The organism is Achromobacter sp. (assembly GCF_049647645.1).
GTDB lineage: Bacteria > Pseudomonadota > Gammaproteobacteria > Burkholderiales > Burkholderiaceae_B > Achromobacter.
Genome location: NZ_JBARYB010000219.1, coordinates 45,503 through 59,357, shown reverse-complemented (window position 1 = coordinate 59,357; position 13,855 = coordinate 45,503). Strand labels below are relative to the sequence as shown.

Genomic DNA, 13,855 nt, shown 5'->3' with positions numbered 1-13,855 from the left:
CAATCGGGATGCCGTGGATCCGGCTCCGCCGGTCCGCAGGCATGCCCCCCTGGGGGGGAAGCGCGCAGCGCTTCGGGGGGGGCCCTACTTCTTCGCGACCACGCCCAGGGTCTTGCCGACCGTGGCGTTGAAGTCACTCACGCACTGGGCCGAGCAACGCGCGGCCCACTTGGGCAGCACGGCTTCCTCGGTGACCTTCTTCAGCAGCGCGCGGTCGGCGTCCGAGGGCTGGACCAGGACCATCTTGCCCTTGACCGGGAACGGGCAAGCGGCAGCGCCCGTGTTGCAGTCATAGCCTTCCTGGGTCTGGCGCGCGGCAGCGTCCCAGATGTTGTCGACCAGGGTCTTCACATTGGTCTGCAGGAAAGTGCGCACCTTGGGGTCCAGCTTGTCCCAGGCCTTCTGGTTCACGGCGTGGATCTGCTGGTTCCAGTTGATCGGCAGCGCGACCAGATGCGTCGACACTTCATACCACTTGGCCGAGTAGCCGGACAGCGAACCCGTGATGGCGCAATCCACCACCTTGTTCTGCAGCGCGGGCACGACTTCACCGAAGGCCATGGTCACGCTCGAACCGCCCAGCGCCTCGACGAACTCGGCGGTGGTGCGGCTGCTGGTGCGGACCTTCTTGCCCTTGATGTCGGCCAGGCTCTTGATTTCGGCATTGCAGAACAGCACCTGGGCGGGATAGGTGGAAATGCCCAGCAGCTTGACGTTGCTGCCTTCGCCGTACAGCTTGGCGTAGACCGGTTCGAACGCGTCGGTGACCGCGCGCGCGGTCTTGACGTCCGGCGCCAGGCCGGCCAGGTCGATCGCTTCGTTGATGGGGTTATCGCTGGCGAAGTACGCCAGGGTGGCGGTACCGAACTCGACCACGCCCTGCGACATCAGGCGCAGCAGCTCGGGGCCCTTCAGGCCCATTTCATTGAAGCCCTTGATGTCGGCCGTGACTTGACCCTTGGACAGCTCGGGGATGGTCTTGGTCCAGAACGGCTTTTCGTAATCGTTGTAGGCAGTCAGGTTGCTCAGGCCGCCGACGACCTTCAACTGGGTCTTGGGCAGGTCCTGCGCCTGGACGGCGCCGGCCAGCAGGCTGGCAGCGACGGCGGCGAAAACTAGCGACTTCTTCATGGACAAAACTCCTGGCTGGCGGGATGGTATGCCGCGCGCCGGATCCCGTTATCCTGGCGGCGCGCGGGTAGCAATCGGAGAGTCTGGAGATCAGCCGCGCAAAGGCGCGCATTGCGCCTGCGCGGCATGGCTTGCCGCCCGGGTCTGGAAATGGGACATACGCTGGTTCATGCTTTCCCCCGCTCTATGCATCCAGGCGATCGTTATTGATGTGCCGTCATTGCAGCGTCAGGGGCGCGGAGCGTCCAATCGTATGTTGCGATACGGGGGTATAAATTTTTCTTTGGTCTCGCTCGACGCGCGCCTCTCGATTCGCGCAGACGACGCAGCGGCGCGGCTCAGCGGGCAGCCAGGCACGCCGGGCCGCCGCCTTGTCGAACGGCTGCTCGCGCCGGCCGCGCCGTTTGTGCTCGGGTAAACACCTAGATGGGAACGCCGTCCGCGGCCTGCTCCGCCACCTTCTGGGCCATCTGCGCGATGACGCGCACCGCATGGCTGTCCGGCCCTTGCACCCAGGTAGCCGTGAAACTCAGTTCCGGCAAGGGGTCCGCCTCCACGCGCAGGATGCGCAATTCGCCGCGCGCCAACTCCTTGCCCAGGAACACCGGCGCGATCACGCTGGTGCCGATGGCATCCTGCGTCATGCGCACCACCATTGACATCGAGGCGCTGCCGTACATGCGCGGCGAATTCACGCCCGCGCGCGTCAGCATGTCGCGCACCACACGATAAGGCGCGCTGTTTGAGGGATACGTGATGATGGGCAGCTTGCCTATGCGCTCCAATGTCAGCGGCTCGGGACCCAGGTCCAGCAGCGGGCTCGCAACCCAGGCCAGCGGATAGGTGCACAACGGCAGGTTCTCGACCCGAGCCTCCAGCACCGGCCCCATCAGGAAGGCCAGGTCGATCTGCCGCGACATCAGGTGCGAGCGCAGCACGTGGGTCGTGTCGACCTCGATCTCCAGCACCAGCGCTGGATAGTTCGAATGGATCAGTTCAATCAGCGTCGGCAACCAAGTCTGCACGATGGTTTCGGCCACGCCGATACGCACCGTGCCGCTCATGACGTTCTGCTCGCGCGCGGCCTCGAACATGTCGCGCCGCACCTGCAGCATGCGTTCGGCGTGCGACAGCAGTTCGTGGCCCTTGGCGGTCAGCTTCACGCCGCGCGCCTCGCGCTCGAACAGGCGTACGCCCAGGTCCGCCTCCAGTGAGGCGATGCGCTGCGATACCGCAGGCTGCGTGGTGTTGAGCTTGTCCGACGCGGCGCGAAAGCTGCCCAGCGTGGCCACCCAAAAAAAAGTTTCGATGTTACGTAGTTCTATCATGAGCCTGTTCCCCCGGCGCGATGAGCGTATCATGTCAGCCGCCCGGCACCCCCAAGCCGGCAGCCCAGCCTATCAAGGAGTTTGTCGATGACCCCGGCCGATAACGGTCGCACGCGCGCAGCCGCGCCCGCCTCCAGCGGCCCGATGATGGGGGTGCTGTTGCTGGTGCTGTCGATGTGGACGCTGTCGTGCCTGGACGCCAGCGGCAAGTGGGTGATGAGCGCGGGCGTGCCGCTGCTGGTGCTGTCGTGGTTCCGCTATGCCGTCCACCTGGCGCTGGTCCTGGCCCTGGTGCTGCCGGCGCGCGGGCTGGGCGTGCTGCGCAGCAAGAAGCCGCGCGAACAGATCCTGCGGGGCGGCTCGATGTTCCTGGCCACGCTGATGTTCTTCACCACGCTGAGCTACATTCCTCAGGCCGAGGCCACCGCCATCAATTTCCTGGCGCCGCTGCTGGTGCTCTCGGCTGCGCCCTGGGTGCTCAAGGAGCCTGCCCGCCTGTCTCGTTTCGTCGCCGCGGGTATCGCATTCGTCGGCGTGATCATCGTGATCCGCCCGGGCGGCGGCCTGGACCCCGTCGGCACGGTGTTCGGCCTGCTCACGGCCTGTTGCTTCGCGGTGCAATTCATTGCCACGCGCCGCGTTGCGGGCGACGATCCGTTCACCTCGCTGATCTGGAGCGGCGCCGTCGGCACGATCTGCCTGACGCTGGCCCTGCCCTTCATCCTGCCGTCCGCCCTGCCCGTCCTCAAGGCGCTGGCGCCGCTGGATTGGGTCGTGCTGATCTCCACGGGCATCACCGGCGGCCTGGGCCACCTGTTCCAGATCGCTGCCTATCGCCGCGCACCCGCTTCCACCCTGGCGCCCTTCGTCTACCTGCAGATCCTCAGCGCGACCGCGGTCGGCTGGCTGGTCTGGGGCCATTTCCCCGACCTGCTGACCTGGCTCGGCATCGCCATCATCTGCGCCAGCGGCATCGGCATCGGCCTGGTCGAATGGCGCCGCAGCCGGGCCCAGGCCGCGCCGCTGGCCGGGGCCGGCGTGCGCTGAGCCGGCAACGCGCCGCGGCCGCCTCCCGTACAATGCGGGTCGCTTTTTGCGCTTTCGCGCATGGGCGATCCAGGCATTTCCCCGAATCGAGGCTCTCATGATCATCAAGCCCCGCGTGCGCGGTTTCATCTGCGTCACCACCCATCCGGCCGGCTGCGCCGCCAACGTCCGCAACCAGATCGACTACGTCCAGGCCCACGGGCCCATCGCTGGCGGGCCGAAACGCGTGCTGGTGCTGGGAGCATCCACCGGCTATGGCCTGGCGGCGCGGATCAGCGCGGCCTTCGGCTGCGGCGCAGAGACGCTAGGCGTGTTCTTCGAACGCCCGGGCGACGCGACCAAGGCCGGCACGCCGGGCTGGTACAACACGGCGGAATTCCACGAGCAGGCCCATGCCGCCGGGTTGTACGCCAAGAGCATCAATGGCGACGCCTTCTCGGACGAGATCAAGCGCAAGACCATAGACCTCATCAAACAGGACCTGGGCCAGGTCGACCAGGTGATCTACAGCCTGGCCGCGCCCCGCCGCACGCACCCGAAGACCGGGGAAGTCTTCAATTCCACGCTCAAGCCCATCGGGCAGGCGGTGAACCTGCGCGGCCTGGACACAGACCGCGAAGTGGTCAAGGAATCCGTGCTGGAACCCGCCACCCAGGCCGAGATCGACGCCACCGTCGCCGTCATGGGTGGTGAGGACTGGCAGATGTGGATCGACGCGCTGCTTGAGGCCGGCGTGCTGGCCGAGGGCGCCACCACCACGGCCTTCACCTATCTGGGCGAGAAGATCACCCACGACATCTACTGGAATGGCTCCATCGGCGCAGCCAAGAAGGACCTGGACCAGAAGGTGCTGGAAATCCGCGCCAAGCTCGCCGCGCGCGGCGGCGACGCCCGCGTGTCGGTGCTCAAGGCGGTAGTGACGCAGGCCAGCTCGGCGATCCCCATGATGCCGCTGTACCTGTCGCTGCTGTTCAAGACCATGAAGGAGGCCGGCACGCACGAAGGCTGCATCGAACAGGTGTACGGCCTCTACCGCGACAGTCTGTGCGGCCAGACGCCCATCCTGGACCAGGAAGGCCGCCTGCGCGCCGACTACAAGGAACTGGATCCCGAGGTGCAGGCCCGCGTGCAGGCGCTATGGGGCCAGGTCACCAACGACAATATCTACCAACTGACGGATTTTGCGGGCTACAAGCAGGACTTCCTGCGCCTGTTCGGCTTCGAGATCGACGGTGTCGACTACGACGCCGACACCGATCCGGCTGTGGAAATCCGCGACCTGGCGTAAGCCCGGCCGCTAGCGCGCCATCAGCTCCAGCAGGCGGTCCAGGCCACCTTCATCGATGGCCACCTTGACCTCCTCACGCACGGCCGGCTTGGCGCGGTAGCCTACCGACAGGCCCGCCGCGCGCATCATCGGCAGATCGTTGGCGCCGTCGCCCACGGCGATGGCGCGCTCCGGCCCGACGCCCAGCGCCGCGCAAACCTCCAACAGTTTGCGGCGCTTTTCCTCGCCGTCGCAGATGTCGCCCCAGACCTGGGGCAGCAGCCGGCCCGTCAGCCGGCCGTTCTCCACTTCCAGCACATTGGCGCGCACGTCATCCAGGCCCAGGCGCACCCGCAGCCGGTCGGTGAAGCAGGTGAAGCCACCGGTCACCAGCAAGCAGGTGAGGCCCGCAGCCTTGCATGCGGCGATCAGCGTCTCGGCGCCGGGGTTGATGCGCACGCGCTGCTCATAGACCTCGTCCAGCGCCGCTTCGGGCATGCCTGCCAGCAGCGCCACGCGCTCGCGCAGGCTTTGCTTGTAGTCCTTGATCTCGCCGCGCATGGCAGCTTCGGTCAGCGCCGCCACCTCGGCCTTCTTGCCCATCAGGTCTGCCATCTCGTCCAGCGTCTCGATCGAGATCAGGGTCGAGTCCATGTCGAAGGCGATCAGCTTGTAGTCCGTGAGCGCAAGCGGAGGCGCAATGCCGCGCCATTGCAGGCCGGGTTTCGTCGAGGCGGAATGCATGAATAGTCCTTGTCTATGCGGGATGAGAGGGGTCGCGCCCTTGCTCGCGCAGCCACTCGATGAACAATTGCGCCGAGTCGGCGGCCGGGCCGTCCTGCCGGTACAGTGCGTGGATGCCGGCGTTGGGCAGCTGCGGGCCGTCGAACAGCGGACGCAGCCGGTCTGCGCGGATGTCGTCTTCCAGCAGGCACCAGGGCGCCAGCGCGATGCCCAGATCGTTCATGGCGGCCTGCATGCAGAGGAACTGATGGTCGAACACCGGCCCGGGCAATTGCGCGGGCACGTCCACCTTGGCCAGCGCAAACCAGCGCGGCCAGTGATCCATGCCGCCCGCAATCTTCAGCAGCGGATGGCCCAGGCAATCGGCCGGCGCGGCCAGGCGGTTGCGCTCGATGAAGCGCGGCGAAGCCACCGGCACATGGAAATCATCCAGGCAGTGCACGCAAGCCAGGTCGGAGTGCGCCATATAGCCATGGCGGATCAGCACGTCGCTGCCCGTATCGCCGCCGCGATCCAGGAAGGAGCGCCCCTGCGTGGTGAGCTGCACGTCCACGCCCGGATGCCGCGCCTGGAACGTCGACAGGCGCGGGATCAGCCACTTCATGGTCAGGGACGGCGTGGCGCAGACGCGCAACACGCCGCCATAGGCGGGCGATTTCAGCTTGGCGGTCGCCGCCGCGATGCGTTCCAGGCTGGCCTGGATCTCGGGAAAATAGGCCTGGGCGCATGGCAGCAGCGCCACGCCGCGCGCCTCGCGCGCGAACAGGGGCTGCCCCACGTACTCTTCGAGTATGCGGATCTGCTGGCTGACCGCGCTGTGCGTGATGCTCAGTTCGTCGGCCGCCGCGGTGAAGCTGCGCAGACGCGCCGCGGCTTCGAACACGCGCAAGGCCTTGAGCGGCGGCAGGCTCTGCCCCGCCATCTCAGTTGCGGCCCGCCCGCGCGCCGGCCTGGCGCCGCGCTGTGCTGCTCTTTCCCACGTTTTCCCTTGTCGTCTATTTTTTGTGGGCGCGGCTTGCGCGCGCCTCTGCCATCCAGCCGCATTCTAGGTGATAGCCCGCGCGCCGACCTCTTAGAAAAACTAACGACTACCCTTAAAAAACACCGCTGGTCGGGCGCACAGCCCGTTCCTATGATGCCGACAACCTCAAGCAGGAAGCAAACATGGCATCAATCACCGTAGACGGCATCGTCAAGACTTTCGGCGGCCAGCAAGTGCTGCGCAATCTGTCGCTGCACATCCCCGACGGCGCGTTCTATACGCTGCTGGGACCCAGCGGCTGCGGCAAGACCACGCTGCTGCGCTGCATCGCCGGCTTCTATGCCCCCGACGGCGGACGCCTGCTGTTCGACCAGGACGACGTGACCCACGTGTCCGCGCACCGCCGCGACATCGGCATGGTGTTCCAGGACTACGCGTTGTTCCCGGACAAGACCGCCTTCGACAATGTGGCCTACGGCCTGCGCGCCCGCGGCGTGGCGCGCGCCGAGATCACGCGGCGCGTCAACGAGGCGTTGGACAAGGTCGGGCTGCTGGCATTGGCCGACCGCTACCCCGCGCAGATGAGCGGCGGGCAGCGCCAGCGCGTGGCGCTGGCGCGTGCGCTGGTGATCCGTCCGCGCGTGCTGCTGATGGATGAGCCGCTGTCCAACCTGGACGCGAAGATGCGCCTGCAGATGCGCGACGTGATCCTGGACCTGGTGCGCGAGGCCGGCATCACCACGGTGTTCGTGACCCACGATCAGGAAGAAGCGCTGGCGATGTCCGACCGCATCGCCATCATGGATCGCGGCGACATCGCCCAGCTGGGCACGCCGGAAGAACTCTACGGCACACCGGTGAACGCCTACGTCGCTGACTTCATCGGCTCGGCCAACGTGATCCCGGTGCCGGCCCGCAATGGCCAGGCTGGCGCGCCCGCCGGCCATGTCCGCTACGAGATTTGCGGCCTGGGCTTTGACGGCGTGCAAGGCAGCGACCAACTGGACGGCAAGGGCGTGCTGATCGCCCGTCCGGAAGAGCTGGCCCTGATGGCGCCTGCGCCCTATGTGCCCAATACCTTGCCCGGCAAGGTTCTGCGCCGGCAGTACCTGGGCTTCAAGACAGCCTACCGCATCGCGCTCGACAACGGCTCCGAAATCCGCGTCGAGCTGCACGCCGGCAACATGGTGGCGCAGTTCCAGCCCGGCGAAGCGGTGCAGGTCCTGATCCCCGCCGACAGCCGCGTCGTCAACGCCTGAGGACCCGCCTGCCATGAAAATCAAATGGTGGCCCTGGGGCATCCTGACGGCAATCAGCCTGGCCCTGCTGCTGTTCTTCGTGCTCTACCCGCTGGGCGTGCTCTTCAGCAACAGCGTCACGGGACAGGACGGCGGCTTCACGCTGGAAGGCTTCAAGGCCCTGCTGGCCGATTCCCAATACGTAGAGGCCTTCGGCAACACGCTGATCCTGGGCCTGGCCGTCACGACCTGCACCGTGCTGGTGGGCGTGCCCTTCGCCTACATGGTGGCGCGCTTCGACTTCCCGCTGAAGAACCTGGTGGCGATCCTGCCGGTGCTGACGATCGTGATCCCCGAGATCATCGTCGGCCAGTCCTGGCTGCTGATCCTGGGCAACAACGGCATCCTGACCAACCTGCTGGGCGACGCCGGCATCTCCCTGCCCTCGTTCTACGGCTGGACCGGCATGGTGTTCTCCATGACGCTGGTCTACTACACCTACATCTACCTGGGCGTGCTGGCGGCATTGCGCGGCTTCGACGGCCAGCTGGAAGAGGCGGGCCTGAGCCTGGGCACGCCGCCGCTCCTGACCAAGCTGCGCGTGCTGGTGCCGGTACTGCTGCCGGCGGTGCTGGTCAACGCGCTGGTGGTGTTCACGCTGGTGGTGGGCAACTTCGCGCTGGCCATGCTGCTGGGCAGCCGCGTGCCGCTGCTGTCGGTCATGACGTACAACACCTTCGTCAGCGAGATGGGCGGCAGCCCGACGCTGCAGAGCGCGATGTCGGTGGTGTCCATCGCCATCGTTGCCATCGTGCTGTTTTTCCAGAAGCGCGTGGTGGAGCGCAAGGTCTACACCATGACGCAGGGACGCGCGCCGGCCGCCACCCGCGTGCGTTCCTGGACCGCCATGCTCTATACCGGCGGCGTGGGCCTGATCATTTTCATTTCGATGCTGCCGCTCATCGTGGTCTTCATCGCCGCCTTCACCAAGACCAGCGGGCCGGTCATGCAGTGGGGCCAGTGGTCCTTGGCCAGCATGCAGCGCGCGCTGCACGGCGCGCCCGAGCCCATCCTGAATTCGCTCAAGTTCGCCTCGCTGGCCACTGTGCTGGGCGTGGCCTTCGCGGTGCTGGTGAGCTATCTGACCATCAAGAAGCGCAGCGCGTCCACCCAGGTGCTGGACTACATCGTGGTGCTGCCGCTGACCATTTCCGGCACGGTACTGGGCATCGCGCTGGTGCAGACCTTCAACACCGGCTGGCTGGTGCTGGCGGGCACCTCGGGAATCATGGTGCTGTGCTACACGGTGCGGCGCCTGCCCTTCGCGGTGCGCAACGCCTCGTCGGTGCTGTTCAACATCCCCGAGTCGATCGAGGAGGCGTCGATCAGCCTGGGCGTGTCTCCGCTCATGACCTTCTTCAAGGTGATCCTGCCCGCCATGAAGGCGTCCATCATCTCGGCAGCCATCCTGATGTGGCTCACCACCATCTCCGAGCTGTCGGCCTCCATCGTCGCCTACAGCGGCGGCCTGGAGACCATGCCCATCGCCATCTTCCGCCAGGTCGACGGCGGCAGGCTGGGCATGGCGTCGGCCTACGGCGCGGCGCTGGTCACGGTCATCGTGCTGCCCATCATCGTGTCGGTCAAGGCGTTCCGCATCAAGCTGTTCTCCGGTAAATAACCCACTCGCACAGAGGCTAACCATGCAACTCAAGCACCTACTTCAGTACAGCGTCCTCGCCGCCGCCCTGGCTACTGGCGCCGCCCAGGCCCAGAATGTCGTGCTCTACTCGTCCAACAACACGGAGACGATCGAAACCGCCCTGGACGCGGTGAAGCAGAAGTCGCCGAAATTGAACGTGCAGCCCGTCACCGGCGGCACCGGCACGATGATGAAACGCATCGAAGCCGAGGCGCAGAACCCGCGCGGCGACCTGTTCTGGAGCGGTGGCTTCGGCACGCTGGGCGCCTACCGCCAGCATCTGCAAGCCTACCGCCCGGCCGACCTGGACAAGATCCCGGCCGAGTTCCGCGGCCCGGACGACCTGTGGGTCGGCACCAACGTGCACGTCATGGTGATGATGGTCAACGAACGCCAGCTCAAGGGCCTGCCGGCCCCGGCCACCTGGTCCGACCTGATGCAGCCGCAGTGGAAGAACAAATTCGCCATCACCGATCCGTCCAAGAGCGGCACGGCCTACATGCTGGTGTACGGCCTCTTCAAGCAGTTCGGCCAGGAAGGCCTGGACAAGATCGCGGCCAACGCGGTGGTCACGGCCTCGTCCGGCACCACCTACAAGGGCGTGGCCGCGGGCGAGTATGCCGTCGGCATGACGCTGGAATACGCCGCGCAGGAATACGTGGCCGGCGGCCAGAAGGAGATCAAGCTGGTCTACCCGACCGAGGGCAGCTACCTGGCGCCTGAAGGCATGTTCATCATCAAGGGCGCGAAGAACATGGACGCCGCGAAGGCGCTGTACGACGGCCTCTTGAGCAAGGAATCGCAGGAAGCCCAGCTGGTGAAGAACTTCCGCCGTCCGACCCGCACGGACGTGGCCGTGGCCAGCCTGACCACCCTGCCTGAACTGAAGACCATCAAGATCTTCCCGGTCAGCCAGGATGCGGCGGCGAAGGAGTATGAGGCCGTGGTAGCAGCCTGGAACCAGGCGGTCGCCAAATCCAAATAGGCAGGGCCCCAAGCCGCACCCGTGGGAGCTAGCTGCACCCCTGGGGGGCCGGCCCACCTGGGGGCGGTCCGGCGGAGGGCCCGCGGCGTCAGGCGCCGTTGACCATCCGCCCCGCAGCCAGCACCAACTGGCGCCCGCAACGGGCCGCCAGCTGCGGATCATGGGTCACCAGCACCAGCGTGGTGCCGTGCTCCCGGTGCAGGTCGAACATCAGGTCGATGACCGTCACGCCCGTGGCGGCGTCCAGGCTGCCGGTGGGTTCATCCGCGAACAGCAAATCCGGCTGCACCACGAAGGCGCGCGCCAGCGACACGCGCTGCTGTTCGCCGCCCGACAGGGTGCGCGGGTAATGATGCAGGCGTTTGCCCAGCCCCACCCGTTCCAGCATGGCCTGCGCCGCGTCGCGGGCCGACTGCCCTGCCAGCTCCAGCGGCAGCATCACGTTTTCCAGCGCCGTCAGGTTGGGCAGTAGCTGGAATGACTGGAACACGAATCCCACATGATTGGCGCGCAGGCGCGCGCGGCCGTCCTCGTCCAGGGCGAACAGATCCTGTCCCGCCAGGCGCACGCTGCCCGTGCTGGGAACATCCAGGCCCGCCAGCAGTCCCAACAAGGTGGACTTGCCCGAACCCGAACTTCCGGTGATGGCCACGGCGCTACCCGCCTCGACCGTAAAATCAATACCTTCCAGGATGGAGAGCGTGCCGCCGGCATCGGCCACCTGCTTGCCCAGCCCTTTCACCTCGATCGAATTCTTGTTATCCATGCGCCTATTTTCCCGTCTGCTACTCATGACCGCCGTGGCAACCGCCATCATGGCGCCCGCCCACGCTCAGACCGCCTCGGCGGCCCAGGGTTCCGCGCCGCGTACCGTACTGGTCCTGGGCGACAGCCTGTCCGCCGAATACGGCATCAAGCGCGGCACGGGCTGGGTGCCTCTGCTCTCCGCCCGCGTATCGGAACAATACCCCAAGTACCAGGTCGTCAACGCCAGCATCAGCGGCGACACGACCAGCGGCGGCGTGGCCCGCCTGCCGGCCCTGCTGCGCCAGCATGCGCCCGCCGTGGTGGTGTTGGAGCTGGGCTCGAACGACGCGCTGCGCGGCCTGCCGCTGAACATGACCGAACAAAACCTGCGCGCCATGGCCCAGGCCGCCCGCAAGGCCGACGCCGAGGTCCTGATCGTCGGCATGCAGATCCCGCCCAATTACGGCCGGGACTACACCCAGCGATTCGCCCAGGTGTTCCCCACGGTCGCCAAAGACGAAAACGCCCGGCTCGTGCCCTTCCTGATGGAAGGTATCGCAACGAACCGGGCGATGTTCCAGGCCGACGGCATCCATCCGAACGAGGATGCCCAGCCTCTATTGCTGGACAACGTGTGGCCGACGCTGCGGCCACTGTTGAACTGATACCGGGCTGATCAGCCGGCTGCCGGCTGATCGCCGCGGATGACCGCGGCGGCGGCGGGCAGCACCTGCACCTTGTATTCTTCGCGCAGCATGCGCACCAAGGCTTCGTTTTCGGCCTGGCCCCAGGCGCCCGACAACTGCTGCGCCAGGCGTTCCTTGTCGGCCGGGTCGACCGTGCCGGCCTCGACCTTCTCCAGGCGCGCCAACGTGTAGTCCGAGCCCGATTGCACGCCGGCGTAGGCCGGCAGCGTGGTGGCGGGCAGGCGCATGACGGCGTCCAGCACCGGGCGCGGCAGATCCTTGGGGTCTTGGCGCGACACGATTACCGGCGCGGCGAAGCCTTCCGGCACGGCAGCGGGATTGGCCTGATCGGCGGCCAGCGCGGCCTCGCCGGCCTTCTTGGCGGCTTCGGCCGAACGCTCGTCCAGCAGCTTGGCGCGAATGATCTCCGACACCTTGTCCAGCGGCGGCACGTGGGCAGGCTCGACCGCCGCGACGCGCAGAGCCAGCATGGTGGCGGGCGACAGTTCGATCACGCCGGAGTTCTGCTTTTCACGCAGCACGTCGGGCGAGAACAGCACCTGGCGCACGCGCGGGTTGTCCAGCAGCGCGGCGTCGGGGCCGGCGGCAGCCGAGCCCGGGCCGGCCTTGTCGGCAGGCAGCAGGCCTTCGCGGGTCACGCCAGACGCGGTGCGCAGCTTCAGGCCAACCGTGTCGGCGGCGGGCTGCAGGCTGTCGCGCTGGTCGTAGACCTGCTTGTTCAGCTGGCTGGCCATTTCCGAGAAGCGCACGGCGGCGAGCTGCTTGCGGACTTCAGCGGTGATCTGGTCCTTGACCTCGGCCAGCGGCTTGATGGCGGCGGGCTGGATCTCGGTGACCTTGACGACGTGCAGGCCGGACGGGGTTTCGATCACGCCGGACACCTGGTCCTTGGCCTGGCCGAAGATGGCCTTTTCCAGCGGACCGGTCAGCATGCCCGGAGCCAGCCAACCCAGATCGCCGCCATTGGCGGCCGAACCCGCGTCCTGCGAGTTCTTGCGCGCCAGTTCGGCGAACTGCGCCGGATCGGCGGCGGCCTGCTTGGCCAGATCCTCGGCCTTGGCGCGGGCGGCCTTGCGGGCGTCTTCCGTGGCGCCGGGAGCCAGGTTGATCATGATGTGGCTGGCGCGGCGGCGTTCGGGCTGGCCGAAGCGGTTCTTGTTCTGCTCGTAGTAGGACGCCAGGTCCTCGTCCTTGACCTGCACGCCTTGCGTGGCGGCGGCCTCGTCCAGCACCAGGTACTGGACCTGGACCTGCTCGGGAATCTGCAGCTGCTGCTTGTTGGCGTCGTACCAGGCCTGGATGTCGGCCGGGGTCACGCTGACCTGCGAGCGGAAATCGGCGGCGGCGAAGCGGCGCAACTGCACCGTGCGCTGCTGCGTCAACGCCGTTTCCAGCGACGCCACGACTTCACCGGGCGCGCGGGCCGACTGGCCGACCGGCTCCAGCACGCGCGCGACCGCGAGGTCGCGGCGCAGGCCGGCTTCGAACGAGGTCGGCGACATGCCTTGCGCGGCCAGCACCTGGCGGTAGCGCTCGGGCGAGAAGCGGCCATTGTCCTGGACTTCCGGAATCGCGGCGATGGTGTTGCGCAGCGTTTCGTCGGACACCGAGAAACGGTTGTCGACGGCGACGTTGGCCAGCAGGCGCTGATTGATCAGCTGATTGAGCAGGCCTTCGCGCAGCGCCGGCGTGTCGATCACGGCCGGATCGAACTGGGCGCCCAGGCGCTGGCGGAACTGCTCCAGCTGGTTGCGGTGCGCCTGGTCGAATTCGGCCCGCGTAACGGGCTGACCATTGACCGTGGCCAGTTCTGGCTCGGCGCGCATGAAGCTGTCATAGCCTTGAATACCGACCAGGAAGAAGGACGGCACAATCAGAAGCAGCAGGATGAGCTGCATCCAGCGCCGATGGCTGCGAATAAATTCGAACATGGAATCCCTGTTGCCGCGCCCAGGGGGGATACGCCCGGGGCCGCAA

General features: G+C 66.8%; 13 protein-coding genes. 7 read left to right on the top strand and 6 right to left on the bottom strand.

Annotated features, from left to right (window positions below; genetic code table 11):
- Positions 1-84: 84 nt before the first annotated feature.
- Positions 85-1,131, bottom strand: coding sequence for a TRAP transporter substrate-binding protein (locus WBB14_RS25695; protein WP_424242273.1), 1,047 nt, complete (start codon positions 1,129-1,131; stop codon positions 85-87).
- Between WBB14_RS25695 and WBB14_RS25690 the strand changes: the two genes are divergently transcribed.
- Positions 1,130-1,549, top strand: a complete 420-nt coding sequence (locus tag WBB14_RS25690) for a hypothetical protein (RefSeq protein WP_424242272.1) — start codon at positions 1,130-1,132, stop codon at positions 1,547-1,549. The genes WBB14_RS25695 and WBB14_RS25690 overlap by 2 nt on opposite strands.
- A gap of 4 nt (positions 1,550-1,553) precedes the next feature.
- On the opposite strand, the gene WBB14_RS25685 is transcribed toward WBB14_RS25690, so the two are convergent.
- Positions 1,554-2,459, bottom strand: coding sequence for a LysR family transcriptional regulator (locus tag WBB14_RS25685; RefSeq protein ID WP_424242271.1), 906 nt, complete (start codon positions 2,457-2,459; stop codon positions 1,554-1,556).
- 87 nt (positions 2,460-2,546) lie between these two features.
- Here WBB14_RS25685 and WBB14_RS25680 point away from each other — a divergent pair, with 87 nt between their 5' ends.
- Both WBB14_RS25680 and fabV read left to right on the top strand, forming a co-directional pair.
- Positions 2,547-3,506, top strand: a complete 960-nt coding sequence (locus WBB14_RS25680) for a DMT family transporter (RefSeq protein WP_424242270.1) — start codon at positions 2,547-2,549, stop codon at positions 3,504-3,506.
- A 97-nt stretch (positions 3,507-3,603) separates the two neighbouring features.
- Positions 3,604-4,794, top strand: coding sequence for an enoyl-ACP reductase FabV (gene fabV / locus WBB14_RS25675; RefSeq protein WP_424242269.1), 1,191 nt, complete (start codon positions 3,604-3,606; stop codon positions 4,792-4,794).
- Positions 4,795-4,803: 9 nt separating this feature from the next.
- On the opposite strand, the gene serB is transcribed toward fabV, so the two are convergent.
- Both serB and WBB14_RS25665 read right to left on the bottom strand, forming a co-directional pair.
- Positions 4,804-5,517, bottom strand: coding sequence for a phosphoserine phosphatase SerB (serB, locus tag WBB14_RS25670; protein ID WP_424242268.1), 714 nt, complete (start codon positions 5,515-5,517; stop codon positions 4,804-4,806).
- 13 nt (positions 5,518-5,530) lie between these two features.
- Positions 5,531-6,439, bottom strand: a complete 909-nt coding sequence (locus WBB14_RS25665; protein ID WP_424242267.1) for a LysR substrate-binding domain-containing protein — start codon at positions 6,437-6,439, stop codon at positions 5,531-5,533.
- Between the two features lie 242 nt (positions 6,440-6,681).
- On the opposite strand from WBB14_RS25665, the gene WBB14_RS25660 reads away from it, so the two are divergent.
- From WBB14_RS25660 to WBB14_RS25650, 3 genes are read left to right on the top strand one after another with little or no spacing between them, the layout of a single operon-like run.
- Positions 6,682-7,758 (top strand): ABC transporter ATP-binding protein, encoded by a 1,077-nt coding sequence (locus tag WBB14_RS25660; protein ID WP_059375714.1) that lies wholly within the window; start codon positions 6,682-6,684, stop codon positions 7,756-7,758.
- A 13-nt stretch (positions 7,759-7,771) separates the two neighbouring features.
- Positions 7,772-9,418 (top strand): ABC transporter permease, encoded by a 1,647-nt coding sequence (locus WBB14_RS25655; protein WP_424242266.1) that lies wholly within the window; start codon positions 7,772-7,774, stop codon positions 9,416-9,418.
- Between the two features lie 22 nt (positions 9,419-9,440).
- Positions 9,441-10,424, top strand: a complete 984-nt coding sequence (locus WBB14_RS25650) for an ABC transporter substrate-binding protein (protein WP_424242265.1) — start codon at positions 9,441-9,443, stop codon at positions 10,422-10,424.
- An 88-nt stretch (positions 10,425-10,512) separates the two neighbouring features.
- On the opposite strand, the gene WBB14_RS25645 is transcribed toward WBB14_RS25650, so the two are convergent.
- On the bottom strand, positions 10,513-11,190 hold the full coding sequence (locus tag WBB14_RS25645) for an ABC transporter ATP-binding protein (protein WP_424242264.1): 678 nt from the start codon (positions 11,188-11,190) through the stop codon (positions 10,513-10,515).
- Between WBB14_RS25645 and WBB14_RS25640 the strand changes: the two genes are divergently transcribed.
- Entirely contained in the window at positions 11,189-11,836 is a 648-nt protein-coding gene (locus WBB14_RS25640) for an arylesterase (RefSeq protein ID WP_424242263.1), read from the top strand. The two genes, WBB14_RS25645 and WBB14_RS25640, sit on opposite strands and share 2 nt — an antisense overlap.
- Before the next feature lie 11 nt (positions 11,837-11,847).
- Here the strand turns inward: WBB14_RS25640 and WBB14_RS25635 are convergent, their stop codons facing one another.
- Positions 11,848-13,809 (bottom strand): SurA N-terminal domain-containing protein, encoded by a 1,962-nt coding sequence (locus WBB14_RS25635; protein ID WP_424242262.1) that lies wholly within the window; start codon positions 13,807-13,809, stop codon positions 11,848-11,850.
- Positions 13,810-13,855 lie beyond the last annotated feature (46 nt).

Excerpts from the sequence above, each read along its gene's own strand:
- WBB14_RS25690 (WP_424242272.1), top strand. The coding sequence starts at position 1,130 with ATGGACAAAACTCCTGGCTGGCGGGATGGTATGCCGCGCGCCGGATCC.
- WBB14_RS25695 (WP_424242273.1), bottom strand. The coding sequence starts at position 1,131 with ATGAAGAAGTCGCTAGTTTTCGCCGCCGTCGCTGCCAGCCTGCTGGCC.
- WBB14_RS25685 (WP_424242271.1), bottom strand. The coding sequence starts at position 2,459 with ATGATAGAACTACGTAACATCGAAACTTTTTTTTGGGTGGCCACGCTG.
- WBB14_RS25680 (WP_424242270.1), top strand. The coding sequence starts at position 2,547 with ATGACCCCGGCCGATAACGGTCGCACGCGCGCAGCCGCGCCCGCCTCC.
- fabV (WP_424242269.1), top strand. The coding sequence starts at position 3,604 with ATGATCATCAAGCCCCGCGTGCGCGGTTTCATCTGCGTCACCACCCAT.
- serB (WP_424242268.1), bottom strand. The coding sequence starts at position 5,517 with ATGCATTCCGCCTCGACGAAACCCGGCCTGCAATGGCGCGGCATTGCG.
- WBB14_RS25665 (WP_424242267.1), bottom strand. The coding sequence starts at position 6,439 with ATGGCGGGGCAGAGCCTGCCGCCGCTCAAGGCCTTGCGCGTGTTCGAA.
- WBB14_RS25660 (WP_059375714.1), top strand. The coding sequence starts at position 6,682 with ATGGCATCAATCACCGTAGACGGCATCGTCAAGACTTTCGGCGGCCAG.
- WBB14_RS25655 (WP_424242266.1), top strand. The coding sequence starts at position 7,772 with ATGAAAATCAAATGGTGGCCCTGGGGCATCCTGACGGCAATCAGCCTG.
- WBB14_RS25650 (WP_424242265.1), top strand. The coding sequence starts at position 9,441 with ATGCAACTCAAGCACCTACTTCAGTACAGCGTCCTCGCCGCCGCCCTG.
- WBB14_RS25640 (WP_424242263.1), top strand. The coding sequence starts at position 11,189 with ATGCGCCTATTTTCCCGTCTGCTACTCATGACCGCCGTGGCAACCGCC.
- WBB14_RS25645 (WP_424242264.1), bottom strand. The coding sequence starts at position 11,190 with ATGGATAACAAGAATTCGATCGAGGTGAAAGGGCTGGGCAAGCAGGTG.
- WBB14_RS25635 (WP_424242262.1), bottom strand. The coding sequence starts at position 13,809 with ATGTTCGAATTTATTCGCAGCCATCGGCGCTGGATGCAGCTCATCCTG.